Source organism: Anaeromyxobacter sp. SG17 (genome assembly GCF_022690695.1).
In the GTDB taxonomy this organism is placed as follows: domain Bacteria; phylum Myxococcota; class Myxococcia; order Myxococcales; family Anaeromyxobacteraceae; genus Anaeromyxobacter; species Anaeromyxobacter soli.
Map to the genome: position 1 here is coordinate 51,200 of NZ_JALCYX010000009.1, position 15,439 is coordinate 66,638.

Here is a 15,439-nt window from a genome sequence, read left to right on the forward strand (position 1 = left end):
CCGCAGGCCCCGGCTCAGCGCCGGCGGCCCCCGCCGAACATGGAGCCCAGGATCCCGCGCATGATCTCGCGGCCGATCTGGGTCCCCGCGGCGCGCATGGCGCTCGTGGCCATCTTGCCGAGCATGTCGCCGGCCTGGCCGAGCGCGCCCGCGTCCTGCCGGCCGCGCGGCGCACCGCCCGCGGGCCCGGGACGCTCCCCCTCTGCCTCCCGCTCCGTCGCGCGCCGCTGCAGCCGCTCGTAGGCAGACTCGCGATCGACGGGGGCGTCGTAGCGGCCGCGCAGCGGCGAGGCGGCCATCACCTGGGCGCGCTCCTCGGGCGTGAGCGGCGAGAGCCGTGAGCGGGGCGGCACGACGAGCGCGCGCTGCACCGGCGCGGGCGTGCCGCGCGCGTCGAGGAAGGACACGAGCGCCTCGCCCACGCCGAGCTGGGTGATGGCGGCCTCGACGTCGAGGCCGGGGTTCGCGCGGAAGGTCTCCGCCGCGGCGCGCACGGCCTTCTGATCGCGCGGCGTGAAGGCGCGCAGCGCGTGCTGCACCCGGTTGCCGAGCTGGCCCAGCACCGCGTCCGGCACGTCGAGCGGGCTCTGGGTGACGAAGTAGACCCCGACCCCCTTCGAGCGGACGAGCCGCACCACCTGCTCGATCTTGGCGCGTAGCTCGTCCGGAGCGTCCTCGAAGAGCAGGTGCGCCTCGTCGAAGAAGAACACGAGCCGCGGCTTCTCCGGGTCGCCCACCTCCGGGAGCTGCTCGAACAGCTCGGAGAGGAGCCAGAGGAGGAGCGTCGCGTAGAGCTGCGGGGAGCGGACGAGCCGCTCCGCGTGGAGGACCGTCACCTGCCCCCGGCCCGAGAGGTCGGTGCGGAGCAGGTCCTCGAGCGCGAGGGCCGGCTCGCCGAAGAGCCGGTCGGCGCCCTGCGACTCGAGCGCGAGGAGCGCCCGCTGGATCGCGCCGACGCTCGCCGAGGAGACGTTCCCGTAGCGCGCGCGCAGCTCGGCGGCGCGCTCCGTGAGGTGCTCCAGCATCGCGCGCAGGTCCTTCACGTCGAGGAGGAGGAGCCCCCCCTCGTCCGCCACCCGGAACGCCATCTGCAGCACGCCGGCCTGGGTCTCGTTGAGCCCGAGCACGCGCGCGAGCAGCAGCGGGCCCATCTCGGAGATGGTGGTCCGCAGCGGGTGGCCGGCCTCCCCGTAAACGTCGAGGAAGACGACCGGGCTCGCCTCGGGAGTGAGGGCGAGGCCCAGCTCGCGGGCGCGCTCGGCGAGCTTCGGCGAGTCGCCGCCTGGGCGCGCGAGCCCGGAGAGGTCGCCCTTCACGTCGGCGAGGAACACCGGCACGCCGAGGCGGCTGAAGCCCTCGGCGAGGACGCGCAGGGTGACGGTCTTGCCGGTGCCGGTCGCCCCTGCGACGAGGCCGTGCCGGTTCGCGAGCGCCGGGAGGAGCAGGAGCTCCTCGGTGCTCTTCGCGACGAGGATGGGAGCGGGAGGGGCCATCCCCCTTCTTTACCGCTCCGCCCCCGGCGGCGCGATCCTCCGGACGTCCTTCGGCAGCTTGAGCTCGAAGGCGGAGTCGGCGAGCCCGGCGTTGCGCTTCACCTTCTCGAAGCGGATCTCGTTCACGTTGCCGGCCCCGTCCACGACGCGCGTGGCGCGCACCTCGCCGTCGGGGCCCACCGTGAGCGCGATCGAATCGACGCGCGGATCCTCCTCCTTGGGGCGGAGCAGGAGCGCTCCCGCGCCGTCCACCGAGAGGTGGAACTCGCGGGCGAGGTCGCCCTTGCCGAGGAGGAACGTGACCGCCGCGCTCATGGCGGTCGCGTCGAAGTGCTCGTCCACGTAGGCCTGGTTCTCCTCCGGCTCGTACTGCACGAGCCGCGAGCCCTTCACCGCCACGGTCTTCGAGGAGGGCGTCTCGTAGTCCCAGCGCATCATCCCGGGCTTCTTCACCCGGAGCGTTCCGGCGGAGACCTGGCGCCGGCCGAAGCCGGAGTAGGTGTAGGTCTGCTGGAAGCGCGCCTCGAGATCGCGGGTGCGCTCGTAGAAGGTCTGGACCTTCTTGGCGAGCGCGCCCGCGTCCGCGGGGGGCGGGGCGGCGGCGAGGAGCAGGGCGGCGAGGGCGGCGATCATGGTGAGCTAGATAGCAGACGGGCGGCGCGCGGGCGGCATTCACGGCCGCCACCCACACGCCTTGACGGCGCGGGCGCCCCAGGTGATCCTCCCCGGCTCGATGCGCGCCCTCCTCGCCGCCCTCGCCCTCGTCGCGCTCTCCGCCTGCACCGAGCCCTGCCAGGAGCTCGCGAACCGCCTGTGCGAGTGCGCCGGCGGCGGCAGCGCGCGCGACGCCTGCCAGCGCGGCGCGGAGGACCGGCTCTCCTCGGTCGGCGCGGGCGACACGAAGCAGAAGCAGTGCGACGCCTGGCTCGGCACCTGTCACGCGCCGGAAGGCACGAAGTTCTGCGAGTGGATCAACACCACGGACGCCAAGGCGGCCTGCGGGATCTCGCTCGAGCAGCCGTAGCGGGCGCGCTCAGAGCTCCGGCAACCCCAGCATCACGCGCCTTCCCGCGGTCGGGGCGACCTCCCCCTCCGCGAAGCGCCCGGCGATCCGCTCGCCGCACTCGGCGCAGGCGCCGCCCTTCATCCGCACCGCCCGCACCGCGTGCCAGTCGCGCTCGATGACGCGCGCGCCGCAGCGCGGGCAGTAGGTGGTCTGGCCCTCGGGGTCGTGGACGTTGCCGGTGTAGACGTGGCGGAGCCCCGCGGCGCGGGCGATGGAGCGCGCGCGGGTGAGCGTCGCGGGCGGCGTCCGGGGGCGGTCGAGCAGCTTGTAGTCGGGGTGGAACGCCGTGAAGTGCACGGGAACGTCCGGGCCCATGTGCTCCGCCACCCAGTCGGCCAGCCGCCGCGTCTCGTCAGGCGCGTCGTTCAGGCCCGGGATGAGGAGATTCGTCACCTCGACCCAGACGTCCGTCTCCCGCGCGAGCCAGGCGAGCGTGTCGAGGACCGGCGCGAGGTGCGAGAGGGTGATGCGCGCGTAGAAGTCCTCGGTGAACGCCTTCAGGTCCACGTTCGTGGCGTCCATGTGGCGGAAGATCTCGGCCCGGGCCTCGCCGGCCACGTAGCCGCTCGTCACGAACACGGTGAAGAGCCCGCGCGCGTGCGCCTCGCGGGCCACGTCGATGGCGTACTCCGCCCAGATGATGGGATCGTTGTAGGTGAAGGCGATCCCCAGGGCGCCGCGCGCGACGGCGAGGTCCACCACCCGCTCCGGCGTCCACGCGTCCTCGGCGGCGCTCGCGTCGAGGCGGGCCTTGGAGATGTCCCAGTTCTGGCAGAAGCGGCACCCGAGGCAGCAGCCCGCGGTACCGAACGAGAGGACGCTCGAGCCGGGCAGGTAGTGCGCGAGCGGCTTCTTCTCGATCGGATCGACCGCGAAGCCAGTCGAGCGGCCGTAGCCGGCGGTGAGGAGCCGGCCGCCGTGGTTCTGGCGGATGAAGCAGAACCCGGCCTGCCCCTCCCCGATGCGACAGGCGCGCGGGCAGAGCGAGCAGAGCACCCGCCCGTCGGCGGCGGGCTGCCAGTGGCGCGCCTCGTGGAGCATGGCTGGATCGTAGTCGCCCGCCCAGGACGGGGCAGCGGGCGGGCCGGCGGGGCCTCGCCCGCGGGTCCGCCGGGCCGTCGGACCCCGGCGCCTGGCGTCCGCGCGCTCGATCGACGCGCATGGCGGTGCTATCAGTCGAGGACGGCCCGCGCCGCTCGCGCGGGCCTGCCATTTTCGAGGACCGCCCCGTGACCTTCCGCGAAGCCATCGACCGCCGCCCCCTCGTGTTCGACGGCGCGATGGGCACCCAGATCCAGCGCCACCAGCTCACCGCCGCGGAGTTCGGCGGCAAGGAGGGCGCGAACGATCTCCTCACCCTCACCCGCCCGGACCTCGTGGAGGACATCCACGCGCGCTACTTCGCGGTCGGCTGCGACGTCGTCGAGACGAACACGTTCGGCTCCTCGCGCCTCAAGCTCGACGAGTACGGCCTCGGGCACCGGACCTACGAGGTGAACTTCCGCGCGGCGATCCTCGCCCGCCGGGCCGCGGAGCGCTTCCACGGCCCGGAGCACCCGCGCTTCGTGGCCGGCTCCATCGGGCCGACGGGCATGCTGCCGTCCTCCTCGGACCCGGCGCTCGGGAACATCACCTCCGACGCGCTCGAGCGGATCTTCTTCGAGCAGGCGAAGGGGCTCGTGGAGGGAGGCGTCGACGCGATCATCATCGAGACCCAGCAGGACATGCTGGAGCTGCGGGCGGCCGTGCTCGCCGCCGACGCCTGCCGCAAGGAGTGCCTGCGCGACGTCTTCATCATCGCCCAGCCCACCCTCATCGACGCGAACGGCCGGATGCTGCTCGGCACCGACGTCGCGAGCGCGCTCGCCACGCTCGAGCGGCTGCCGGTGGACGCCATCGGCCTCAACTGCTCGACCGGGCCCGCCGAGATGCGCGCCTCGGTGCGCTACCTCGCGGAGCGGTCTTCCCACTACGTCTCGGTCCTGCCGAACGCCGGCATGCCCGAGAACGAGGACGGGCACGCGGTCTACAAGCTCTCGCCGGACGCGCTCGCCGACGCGCTCGCCGGGTTCATCGCCGAGTACGGGGTCGAGATCGTGGGCGGCTGCTGCGGGACGACGCCCGAGCACATGCGCAAGGTCGTCGAGCGGGTGCGTGGCCTGCGCGCGCCGCGCCGGTCCCGGCCGCGGGCCGCGGCCGAGCTGTCGAGCGCCATGAAGGCGGTCCCGCTCGCCATGGAGCCCCGGCCGCTCATCGTGGGCGAGCGGCTCAACAGCCAGGGCTCGAAGAAGGTGAAGGAGCTGCTCCTCGCCGACGACTACGCCGGGCTCGTGCAGATCGCGCGCGGCCAGGTCGACGCCGGAGCCCACGTGCTCGACGTCTGCGTGGCGCTCAACGAGCGCGACGACGAGGGCGCGCAGATGCGCACCCTCGCGAAGCTCCTCGCCCAGTCGGTGGACGCGCCGCTCATGATCGACTCGACCGAGGCGGACGTGGTCGAGGGCGCGCTCAAGGTGTACCCGGGCCGCTGCATCGTGAACTCGGTGAACCTCGAGAAGTCGGGCGAGCGCGTGAAGCGGATCCTCCCGCTCGCGCGGCGCTACGGGGCGGCGGTGGTCGCGATGACCATCGACGAGAAGGGCATGGCCCAGACCGCCGAGCGCAAGGCGGAGGTGGCCCGGCGCACCGTGGCGATCGCGACGGACTACGGGGTCCCGCCGGACAGCCTGGTGTTCGACGCGCTCACCTTCACGCTCGCCACCGGCGGCGAGGAGTACCGCCGGAGCGCGCTCGAGACGCTCGAGGGGATCCGGCGCATCAAGGCGGAGAACCCGGGCGTCCTCACCACCCTCGGCGTCTCGAACGTCTCGTTCGGCCTCGCGAAGGGCGCCCGCGAGGTGGTGAACTCGGTCTTCCTCTACCACGCGGTGCAGGCGGGCCTCGACCTCGCCATCGTGAACCCGAAGGACATCCGCCCCTACCCCGCCATCGTGGAGGAGGAGCGCGCGCTCGCCGAGGACCTCCTCTTCGACCGCCGCCCCGACGCGCTCGCGCGGCTCATCGCCCACTTCGGCGCGAAGGGCGCGCCCGAGAAGGCGGCGGTGGACCCGCTCGCCGGCGCGGGCGGGAAGAGCGCGGAGGAGCGGATCCACCTCCAGATCCTGCACCGCCGCCCGGAGGGCATCGAGGCCCTCATCGACGACGCGCTCACCCGCCGCTCGGCGGTCTCGGTGCTGAACGAGGTGCTCCTGCCGGCCATGAAGGACGTCGGCGACCGGTTCGGCGCGGGCGAGCTCATCCTCCCCTTCGTGCTCCAGTCGGCGGAGGTGATGAAGAAGGCGGTCGCCCACCTCGAGCAGTTCCTCGAGAAGAAGGCCGGCTCGACGAAGGGCACGGTCGTGCTCGCGACCGTCTACGGGGACGTCCACGACATCGGCAAGAACCTCGTGAAGACCATCCTCTCGAACAACGGCTTCACGGTGCACGACCTCGGCAAGCAGGTGCCGGTCGCGACCGTCATCGAGAAGGCGGTCGCCACCAACGCCGACGCCATCGGCCTCTCCGCCCTGCTCGTCTCAACCTCCAAGCAGATGCCGTTCTGCGTGGAGGAGCTCGCCCGGCGGAACCTCGCCTTCCCCATCATCATCGGCGGCGCGGCCATCAACCGGCGCTTCGGCTACAAGACCCACTTCACGCAGGGCGGAACGCCCTACGCGGGCGGCGTCTTCTACGCGAAGGACGCCTTCGAGGGGCTCGAGATCGTGGAGCAGCTCGTCGATCCGGCGAAGCGCGACGCGCTCAAGCACGGGGTGCTGCAGAAGGCCATCGCGAACCGCGACCTGCCGGCCTCCCCGGCGCCGCCGCCCGCGCCCACGAAGCGCGGGTCGTCCGTGGCGGCCGCGCCGCGCGTCCCGGCGCCGCCGTTCTGGGGGCCGCGCGTGGTGCCCGCCGGGCAGATCGCGCTCGCCGACGTGTGGCCGATGCTGGACCTGCCGGAGCTCTTCAAGCTGCAGTGGGGCGTGAAGGCGAAGGGCGAGGAGTACGAGAAGCTCATCCGCGAGGAGTTTGGGCCGAAGCTCGAGGAGCTGAAGAGCGAGGCCCAGGCGCAGGGCTGGCTCGTGCCGAAGGTCGTCTACGGGTACTTCCCCTGCCACGCCGAGGGGAACGACCTCGTGGTGCTCGACCCCGTGCACCGAAAGGCCGAGGTCGCGCGCCTGAAGCTCCCGCGCCAGCCCGACGACCGGAACCTCTGCATGGCGGACTGGTTCCGCGAGGAGCGCGGCTCCGACGTGTGCGCCTTCCAGGTCGTCACGGTGGGTGACCAGGCCTCCAGGATCGCGCACGAGGCGCAGGAGCGGGGCGACTACACCCACGCGCTCTTCCTCCACGGCCTCGCCGTCGAGACCGCCGAGGCGATGGCCGAGTACTGGCACCGCCAGGTGCGGAAGGAGCTCGGCCTCCCCGACGGCCAGGGCAAGCGCTACTCGCCGGGCTATCCGTCCTGGCCGGACCTCGCCGACCAGCGTCAGGTCTGGAAGCTGCTCGAGCCCGACCGGACCATCGGCGTCTCGCTCACCGAGGCGAACCAGATGGTGCCGGAGGCGTCGACCTCGGCGATCGTCCTGCACCACCCGGACGCGATCTACTTCCTCGTGCGCGGGCTGGAGCGGGTGGCGGGGTAGACCGCGGGCCGGTCACATATCGGGACAGAACAGCCGGGCGGAGAGGTTTCGCAGCCGCGCACGTCACTGCCCCCCGACCGGCTCGAGAGGAGACGGAGCATGGACCGATTCACCGGCGGTTGCCTGTGCGGCAACGTCCGCATCGTGGCATCGGGACGCCCGTACCGCGTCGGCATCTGTCACTGCCTCGACTGTCGCAAGCATCACGGGGCCCTCTTCAACGCTTCTGCGGTGTTTCCTCAGGATGCGGTGACGATCGAGGGCGAGACCGGCGACTACGCCGGTCGGTTCTTCTGTCTCCGCTGCGGCTCGTCCGTCTTTGGACGCACCGCAGACGAGGTCGAGGTGAACCTGGGATCCCTGGATGCCCCGGACCAGCTGATGCCGACCTACGAGAGCTGGATCGTCCGTCGCGAGTCCTGGTTGCCGCCGTTTCCGCTCACGAGACGGTACGACCGCGATCGTGGCGGCACGGGTCGCTCCGAGGAATAGGTCGCACCAGGGAATCCGGATAGAGACGTGACCGTCGCGTTCCGCGATTCGGCCGGATCGTTCGCGCGACGGAACTCTGGGTCGGGCGTGCGCGTGCGCGCCGCTGGGTCGGGCGCGTGCGTGTGTCCGCGAAGGTGGGGCGCGGTCGGTCTCTGTGGGACCCGGCTCCAGGAGTTCGGCGCCCTTGGAGCCGATGGGCCCGCGCACGCCGCTCCGACCTGTCGCGCGAGCGAGGGACGGTCTGATATCGACCGATAAACTGGTAGTGAATGGTCGCATTGACATGCTGAAACAGCGCTCCCTAACATCGCGGCGTCTTGTCGCAGGCCGTCGCCCGGTGGCGCGGCACGACCCGGACCCGAGGGAACGATGTTCACGTCCTCGCCAGAGCGCGTTCTCACCGACGAGGCCTTCGCGTCGTCGGGCGACGGGAGCTCGCGGCCCCGGTGCAGCGCCCTCGTTCGGCGAGGCGGCCCATGACGCTCCCGGAGCAGCTCCGCGCCATGCCCGAGGTGCGAGGCGGCCTCCTCGGCGACGCGCGCGGAGCGCTCCTCGACGCGTCGCCCGGCACGCCGGCCGCGGCGGACCTCGCCGCGCAGACGGCCGCGGCTTTGAACGCGCTCACCGCCGCGGGCGAGGCCGCGAAGCTTTCCCGGCTCGAGTCGGTGCTCCTCAAGTGCACGGGCAGCGCGACCGCGATCGCCGCCCGGGCGGACGGGTTCCTCCGGCTCGCGCTCGACCCCTCGAAGGCGACCAAGGCCGTGGAGGCGGCCCTCCACCAGTGGTCGCGCGAGGCCGTCGCGGTGCCCGCCCCGCGGCTCACCCGGCCCACGCCGCCTCCGATCCCTTCGCCGCCCGTCGCGAGCGGCGCCACCGGCGGCCAGGCCGCGTCGGCGTCCGGGCCGAGACTCCGCTCGGCCGAGAGCGACCGCTTCGCGGCCCTGCGCCGCGCGATGGTGCGCGGCCACCTCAGCGAGGCCGTGACGCTCGCGGCCGCGCTCGGCGAGCGTCCGCCCTCTGCTCCGGCGCGCGCGGGGGACGAGCCCGTGGACCGCGACGCGCTCGCCGCCACGCTCGAGAGCCTCCTCGAGGGCGTCGGGAGCATCCTGGCGGGCGATGGCATCGGGGGGGAGCGGGCGCTCCGCGAGCTCACCGTCAGCGCGCAGCCAAACCTCTCCTTCCGCTGGCTCGCCCTCTACTGGAGCGCGCGCGCCGCGCTCAAGAGCGGGAGCCTCCCCTCGGCGCGGGCCCACGTGAAGGAGGCGCTCCCACTCGGACGCCAGCTCGACCTCGAGTCGAGGGCGGTCACGGAGTGGCTCGCGGGCGACGTGCTCTCGCAGGACCGCGACGCGTCGCGCGCCCTCGCCTGGTTCGCCGACGCCCGCGCGCTGTTCGAGCGGCTCGGGGATGCCTGGGGCGCCGCGCAGGTGTCGCTCTCCGAGGCGCGCACCCTCGCCTCGCTGGAGCGCGAGCATGAGGCCGCCGAGGCGGCCTCGCGCGCGTCGGCGCTCGACGCGGCCTGGGACGAGCCGGCGGTCTTCCTCGCGCGGCGGGCGCTCTTGCGGGATGACGTCGCCGCGGCGGAGAAGATCCTCGAGGCCGTGGAGACGCCGGCCGCCGACCGCGTGCGCACCGTGATCGAGGCGATCCGCGGCGACGCCGTCAGCCGCGCGGACGCGAGCGAGTACCTGCGGGAGCACGACGCGCCCCCGAGCGCGCGCGCGATCCAGGCGCTCGGGCGCATCGCGAACGCGTGGCCGCGGTTCGTCCCCGCGCGCGACGCGCTCGCGTGGATGCTGCTCAAGGTCGGCAAGTACGCGGAGGCGGGCAGCGTGTTCCGCGGCCTCCTCGGCCAGCCTCTCGCCCCGGGCGATCGCGCCTCGGTGATGCTCGGGCTCGGGTGCATCTCGCACGCGCAGCGGCCGGCGAGGGATCCCGCGGCGCTCCGCGCCGTGGTGGCGGCGGCGTCCGTGGCGTCCCCCGCCGCGCCGGCCGCGCCGCGCGAGCCGCCGCCCATGCCTCAGCTCTCCGGGTCCACCCTCCTCGCTCGCGGCTCGCAGGCGCCCGGCGCGCTCGACGCGGTGTTCTCCGGTCGCCTCAGCGTCTTCGCCTTCCCCGACCTGCTCGAGTTCCTCCGCAGCGCCAGGCGCACCGGGCTCCTCGTGTGCAGCAGCGCGCGCGGCGTCGCGGCGCTCAGGCTGCGGGACGGCTGGATCACGGGCGGCGCCTCCCCGGGCACGCCCAGGGTGGGAGAGCTGCTCCTCCGCGCGCGAAAGGTCTCGCCCCTCGCGCTGCACGCCGTGCAGGACGAGCCGGACCCGGTGATCGGCGAGGTGCTCGTGCGCGAGGGCATCGCGGACGCCGCGGCGGTGAAGGAGGCGCTCGAGCAGCAGGTCGCGCTCGCCATCCGCGAGCTCGTCGGCTGGACCGACGGCGAGTTCGCGTTCAACCGCGAGCCGGAGGGCGGCGAGACCTCGGCACAGGTCTCGATCGCGCTCGACCCCCAGGCGGTGCTGCTGAACGTGTTCAAGGAGATGGACGAGCAGGCCCGCCCCGCCGCGAGCGGCGTGGAGCTCTAGGTCTCCTACGCATGAACCGGCCCTCCCCCACGGACGAGCCCCGCGGTCCCGAGCAGGAGGACCTGACGCGCCTCGTGGGCGTGAAGCTCGGGAACTACCGGCTCGAGCGGCTCATCGGGCGCGGCCGCATGGGGGTCGTCTACCTCGCGAAGGACGAGGCGTTGCTCCGCCCCACCGCCATCAAGATCCTCTCGTGGAGGGTCGCGGACGCGCAGGGCCACGACCCCGTCCAGTGGTTCCTCACCGAGGCCCGCCTCGTCGCGCGGATCAACCACCCGCGGGTGGTCCAGATCTACGGCGCCGCGAGGCACGGCGATCACTGCTACATCGCGATGGAGTACGTGGTCGGCTCCTCCGCCGAGGCCGTGGTCGCGGCGCGGGGGCGGCTCGCTCCGGAGGTGGCGACGGACATCCTCCTGCAGGCCGCGGCGGCGCTCGAGGCCGCTCACCGCTCCGGCGTCATCCACCGCGACGTGAAGCCCGCGAACCTGCTCGTCGGCGACGGCGGCGTGACGAAGCTCGGCGACTTCGGGATGGCCCTCGGCTCGGCAGAGCTGCGCATCGGCACCGCCCACCTGCGCGTCGGCACGCCCTACTACACCGCTCCCGAGATCTGGAGCGGCGCCGCGGCCACTGCGGCCTCTGACATCTACTCGCTCGGCGCGACGTACTTCCACCTGCTCACCGGCCGCCCTCCGTACCCGGGTCCCGACGTCGCGGCGGTCGAGCAGGGCCACCTCCGCGAGCGCGTGCCCGACGTCCGCGCCCTCGTGCCGAGCCTGCCCGCCTCGTGCGCCGCCCTCCTCGCTCGCGCGCTCGCGAAGGCGCCGCGGGAGCGGCACGCGTCCGCGCAGCTCCTTCTCTGGGAGGGGAGGAGGGTGCTGCAGGACATCGCGGCGGCCGGCGGGTCGCCCCGCTCCGCAGCCCCGATGACGGCGCGTACCTCGTCGGCGCGGGCGCAGCCGCCCGCCCCCTCCACTGCCCCGGCGCCGCGCCTCCTCGCGGAGGCGCTCGGGTTCGTCCACCGCCCGTTCGTGGGCGGCGACAAGGCCGGCGGCCCGCGCGGGGGCGAGCCGTTCGCGGCGATCCGGCGAGAGCTCACCGATGCCGTCGGCGACGAGGGACGGCTCCTCGTCGCGCTCACCGGTCCGGGCGAGAGCGGGCGCACCACGCTGTGCCAGGAGCTCGCGCGTGAGCTCGCCGGCGAGCGGCTCACGCTCGTCGTGGCCGCCGCGCCCGGTGTCGATTCACGCGGCCTCGTCCAGGGCATCTGCCGCGCGGCGGGGATGGCGGAGGAGGCGTCCGAGGAGGCCTGCCTGGACGCGCTCGTCGAGCGGTTCGTCGAGGAGCAGCGCCGCCGGGCGACGCCCCTCCTCGTGCTCGACGGCGTGACCGCGGCGCCGCCCTGCGCGGCGGGGGTGGCGCGGGTCCTCGAGGCAGCGCGCTGGTCCGGATCGTTCAAGGTCCTGCTCGCGGGCGCGCCCGGGCTCGTCGAGGCCCTCGCTCGGGGTGGCATCGAGCTCCCCGAAGGGCGCGGCCCGGAGCTCGCGGTGCCGTCCCTCGATCCCCAGGTGATCGGGGCGTACGTGCGGGGCGCCATCGACGCGGCGCTCGCGCGCGGGGCCCCTCCCATCGTGGTCTCGCCGGACGCGGTGCTCCTCCTCGCGCTTCGCTCGGACGGCGTCCTCGGCCGGGTGGACTGCATCGCCGAGAACATGCTGGTGCTCGCCGCCGCGGAGCGGCGCCGCGTCCTCCGCTCGTGGCACGCGTGGGTCGCGTCCGACGAGGAGCGCTGGTCCGAGCGCGCCGCCGCGGCGCTGCCTCGGCAGCCGGACCGCTGGCCGCCGCCCGAGGTCGCCGACGTCATCGACGCGTGCCGCCGTGGCGCGGGCCTTCCTCCCTGGCCGCGGGGAAGGACGTCGCGAACGTGAGGACACCGATGCGAACCAGGCAGTCGCACTGCGGAACGGCCGGCCTTCCGTCGCAAGGAGCGAGCCCATGTCGGACCTGACGCTGATCAGCGGTCTACCCGAGGTGAAGAGCGCCGTGCTCGGCGACCTCGCCGGCACGTTCCTCGACGACGTCGAGGAGCCGGATGGGGAGGGCGTGGCCGCGGTGATGGGGTTCTTCGCGAGCCTCGTCGGCCAGGTGGGCAGCGAGCTCGGCCTCGGCGCCCTCGAGCGCGTGTCGCTCGCGGGCGCGACGGACGCTCACGCCGTTCTCTTGCGCGGCGGCCACGTGATCGCGGCTCGCGTCGCGCGCCCGGCCGCGCTGGCCGCGATCGAGAAGGCCTGGGACGACGCGCTCCAGGGGCGGAGGTGACCATGGACACGATCCTTCAGTCGCTCCTCGACCTCCCCGGCGTGAACGCCTCGCTCGTGTTCGACGCGGACGGGCAGCTCGTCGCCCATCGCGGCCGCACGATCTACGACCGCGACCTGTGCCAGCAGGTGAGCGGCTGGCTCGTGAAGGCCGTGGACGCGGTCCAGCTCCAGCAGGGCGACTGGGAGTCGATGACCGCCCAGTTCGCTGACGGCAAGCTCCTGCTGCGCAGCCTCGGCCTCTCCCGCGACGGGAAGAGCCACGTCCTCGCCCTCGTGGCGGACGCCGCGCTGAACCCGTCGTTCGCGACGGTCGCGATCCGCGTGGCCACGGCCAAGCTGAAGAAGGCCCTCGAGGGCGGGGGAGCGGCGTCCTCGTCGCAGACCCTCGGCGGTTCCGCGGCGCCGCCGCCGGCCGCGTCCTCCTCGGTGCTCCCCTCCGACTCGAAGCCCGTCCTCGCGAACTCCGGGCTGAGCTGGTCGAAGGTCTCGAGCAGCGGCCTCTCGCGGATCGCCGTCGCCGACCCCGCCTCGGCCGCGTTCCTGTCGCGCTGCGCGAAGGAGCTCGCCCGGTACGTGGGGCCGATCTCGAAGGTTTACGTGGAGGAGGGCGTCCACCGCGTCTCCCCGGAGCACCCGTTCGCGCTCGCGGCGTCGCGCGCGCTCGTCGACGACCTCGCCGCCCAGATCGAGGACGCGGCGGACCGCGCCGCGTTCCGCGAAGCGCTCGACGCCGGAGACCGGCTCAGGTTCCGCACGCTGGAGAAGAAGCCCTAGCGCAATTCACCCGCAGGCGGGTCGCCTTGGCGGCGGCCCGGGAGGTGAGTCGATGTCCATCGTTCGATCCGTGCGCGCGAGCCTCGCCGCCACGATCTCGCTGAAGCTCGCCGCGCTCGCCCTCGTCCTCACCGCGATCGCGGCCACCGTCATCACCGTCGGGCAGACACGACGAATGGAGGAGCTCACTCTCGAGAAGGCGCGCGTCGCCGCCTCCCTCGGCGCGCGGCAGTACGGCAGCTTCTTCGACGACGCCATCGACAGCGGCCAGCTCACCGTCGCCGACGTCTTCGACCAGAGCTACACGCCCATCAAGGGATACGACTGGGGCCCGCACCCCAAGTTCCACACGCGCTACGACGCCATGACGGATCGCGCCGTGCTCGTGTTCGAGGACAAGGTCCTCGAGCAGGAGGACTTCGTCTTCGCGGTGGGCGTCGACGAGCGCGGTTACCTGCCCACCCACAACACCCGCTACCAGAAGCCGCTCACCGGAGACGCCAAGGCGGACCTCGTCGGCAACCGGACGAAGCGCATGTTCGACGACCCGGTGGGGATCGCCGCCGCGCGCAACGTGCAGCCCTCGTTCCTGCAGGAGTACCAGCGCGACACCGGCGAGACGATGTGGGACGTGTCCTCGCCCATCTACGTGAAGGGGAAGCACTGGGGAGGGTTCCGGGTGGGCGTGTCGATGGAGCGCATCGGCGCGCACAAGCGCCAGCTCCTCCTGTCGCTGCTCCTCGTCTTCGGCGGCTTCGCGCTCGTGACGATCGGGGCCATGTTCGTCGTCGTGCGGCGGGCGATGCGGCCCGTCGTGGCGCTCACCGAGACGGCCGATCGGATCAGCCTCGGCGAGGCGCTCGACACGCCCATCAAGTCGGACGCGGTCGACGAGATCGGGCAGCTCACGAAGACCATCGATCGCCTGCGCGTCAGCATGAAGGCGGCGATGGCACGGCTCGGCCACTAGGCGCACGAGGAGAATCGACCATGGTGCCCATGTCCCGCACGCGCTTCGCGATCGTCGCCCTCTCGCTGGCGGCCGCCTCCCCGGCCCTCGCGGGCGAGCCGCGCCCCAGCGTGATCCCGGCCACGGTGACGTCCGCCGACGGCCTCACGGCCCAGGAGCGCGAGATGCTCGACCTCGCGACCCACTTCGCCGCGCGCTGCGCCGCGGCCCTGGACCGCTGGATCGACAAGGAGGTCACGAAGGAGCGGCTGTTCAGCTTCCTCTACTACCCGATCCCGGCGACCGATCCCCCGAAGTTCACCACAGAGTGGGACCGCCTCTCCGATCGCGACATCCTCCCCATCGAGGAGAGCGTCCTCGCGAAGTCGGCCGTCATCCAGTTCGCGGTGATGGTCGACCGGAACGGCTACCTCCCCACGCACAACCAGCGCTACTCGCAGCCCCTCACCGGGAACCTCGCGAACGACCTCGTGAACAACCGCACGAAGCGGATCTTCAACGACCGGACCGGCCTCGCCGCCGCGCGGAGCGAGGCACCGTTCCTCATCCAGCGCTACCAGAGAGACACCGGCGAGACCATGGCGGATCTGTCCGTGCCGATCTTCGTCCGGGGGGTCCACTGGGGCGCGGTGCGGATCGGTTACCGCGCCGTCGATTCGCGCTGACGGGAGGCGTCAGCGTGCCGTACGGGCGGCGCCGGTCATCGACCGGCGCCCTCGCCTGCGCTGCCGCCCGCGGCCGTCGCCCAAAACGGAAAACTCCACCAAGAGTTCCAGCATTCGGTCCGTGGGATCGCCGCTATTGCCGCTGGTCCTGGGTGCGAAGGGGCGTAGACCGCCGGAGGCGTGATCATCGCGGTCCGCGATTCGGCCGGATCGGTCGCGCGACGGAACTCTGGGTCGGGCGTTTAGTCCCTGATGGGCGCGCGGGCACCCACTGTCGACGGCGCTCGCCCTCGCGTCACGACGGAGTGGGGCGAGGTGTTACGACTCGCGCATCGCGCTCTCCTTAGTTGAGGGCCGTGAGGATCATCGACCACCAGACGTCCATCTCCGCGCG

The 15,439-nt window shown here is 73.1% G+C and carries 12 protein-coding genes; 9 read left to right on the forward strand and 3 right to left on the reverse strand.

Annotated features, from left to right (window positions below; translation table 11 throughout):
- Window positions 1-14: 14 nt before the first annotated feature.
- Together MNY60_RS06150 and MNY60_RS06155 are read right to left on the reverse strand one after the other, a co-directional pair.
- Window positions 15-1,493 (reverse strand): helicase HerA-like domain-containing protein, encoded by a 1,479-nt coding sequence (locus MNY60_RS06150; protein ID WP_242338686.1) that lies wholly within the window; start codon window positions 1,491-1,493, stop codon window positions 15-17.
- A gap of 9 nt (window positions 1,494-1,502) precedes the next feature.
- The gene (locus MNY60_RS06155) at window positions 1,503-2,126 is read right to left on the reverse strand and encodes an outer membrane lipoprotein carrier protein LolA (protein ID WP_242360213.1); all 624 of its coding nucleotides are present in this window, start codon (window positions 2,124-2,126) and stop codon (window positions 1,503-1,505) included.
- A 100-nt stretch (window positions 2,127-2,226) separates the two neighbouring features.
- Here MNY60_RS06155 and MNY60_RS06160 point away from each other — a divergent pair, with 100 nt between their 5' ends.
- Complete coding sequence (locus MNY60_RS06160; protein ID WP_242360214.1) at window positions 2,227-2,517, forward strand: hypothetical protein; 291 nt, start codon at window positions 2,227-2,229, stop codon at window positions 2,515-2,517.
- Between the two features lie 9 nt (window positions 2,518-2,526).
- Here MNY60_RS06160 and amrS read toward each other — a convergent pair whose 3' ends face one another.
- On the reverse strand, window positions 2,527-3,600 hold the full coding sequence (gene amrS, locus MNY60_RS06165; protein ID WP_242360215.1) for an AmmeMemoRadiSam system radical SAM enzyme: 1,074 nt from the start codon (window positions 3,598-3,600) through the stop codon (window positions 2,527-2,529).
- A gap of 188 nt (window positions 3,601-3,788) precedes the next feature.
- Here amrS and metH point away from each other — a divergent pair, with 188 nt between their 5' ends.
- The 8 genes from metH (at window position 3,789) to MNY60_RS06205 (ending at window position 15,045) form a co-directional block, all read left to right on the forward strand.
- Window positions 3,789-7,241: a methionine synthase gene (metH, locus tag MNY60_RS06170; RefSeq protein ID WP_242360216.1), complete on the forward strand. Its 3,453-nt coding sequence runs from the start codon at window positions 3,789-3,791 to the stop codon at window positions 7,239-7,241.
- A gap of 99 nt (window positions 7,242-7,340) precedes the next feature.
- The gene (locus MNY60_RS06175; protein WP_242338700.1) at window positions 7,341-7,733 is read left to right on the forward strand and encodes a GFA family protein; all 393 of its coding nucleotides are present in this window, start codon (window positions 7,341-7,343) and stop codon (window positions 7,731-7,733) included.
- A gap of 476 nt (window positions 7,734-8,209) precedes the next feature.
- A complete protein-coding gene (locus MNY60_RS06180; protein WP_242360217.1) occupies window positions 8,210-10,312 on the forward strand; it encodes a DUF4388 domain-containing protein in 2,103 nt (700 codons plus the stop codon).
- Window positions 10,313-10,323: 11 nt separating this feature from the next.
- On the forward strand, window positions 10,324-12,243 hold the full coding sequence (locus MNY60_RS06185; RefSeq protein ID WP_242360218.1) for a protein kinase: 1,920 nt from the start codon (window positions 10,324-10,326) through the stop codon (window positions 12,241-12,243).
- A gap of 67 nt (window positions 12,244-12,310) precedes the next feature.
- Window positions 12,311-12,634 carry a hypothetical protein gene (locus MNY60_RS06190; RefSeq protein ID WP_242338706.1) on the forward strand — a complete coding sequence of 108 codons (324 nt, stop codon included), beginning with the start codon at window positions 12,311-12,313 and terminating at the stop codon, window positions 12,632-12,634.
- Window positions 12,635-12,636: 2 nt separating this feature from the next.
- Window positions 12,637-13,410, forward strand: a complete 774-nt coding sequence (locus MNY60_RS06195; RefSeq protein WP_242338708.1) for a roadblock/LC7 domain-containing protein — start codon at window positions 12,637-12,639, stop codon at window positions 13,408-13,410.
- Between the two features lie 52 nt (window positions 13,411-13,462).
- Entirely contained in the window at window positions 13,463-14,380 is a 918-nt protein-coding gene (locus tag MNY60_RS06200; RefSeq protein WP_242338710.1) for a HAMP domain-containing protein, read from the forward strand.
- A 20-nt stretch (window positions 14,381-14,400) separates the two neighbouring features.
- The gene (locus MNY60_RS06205) at window positions 14,401-15,045 is read left to right on the forward strand and encodes a hypothetical protein (protein WP_242338712.1); all 645 of its coding nucleotides are present in this window, start codon (window positions 14,401-14,403) and stop codon (window positions 15,043-15,045) included.
- The last annotated feature ends 394 nt before the right edge of the window (window positions 15,046-15,439 follow it).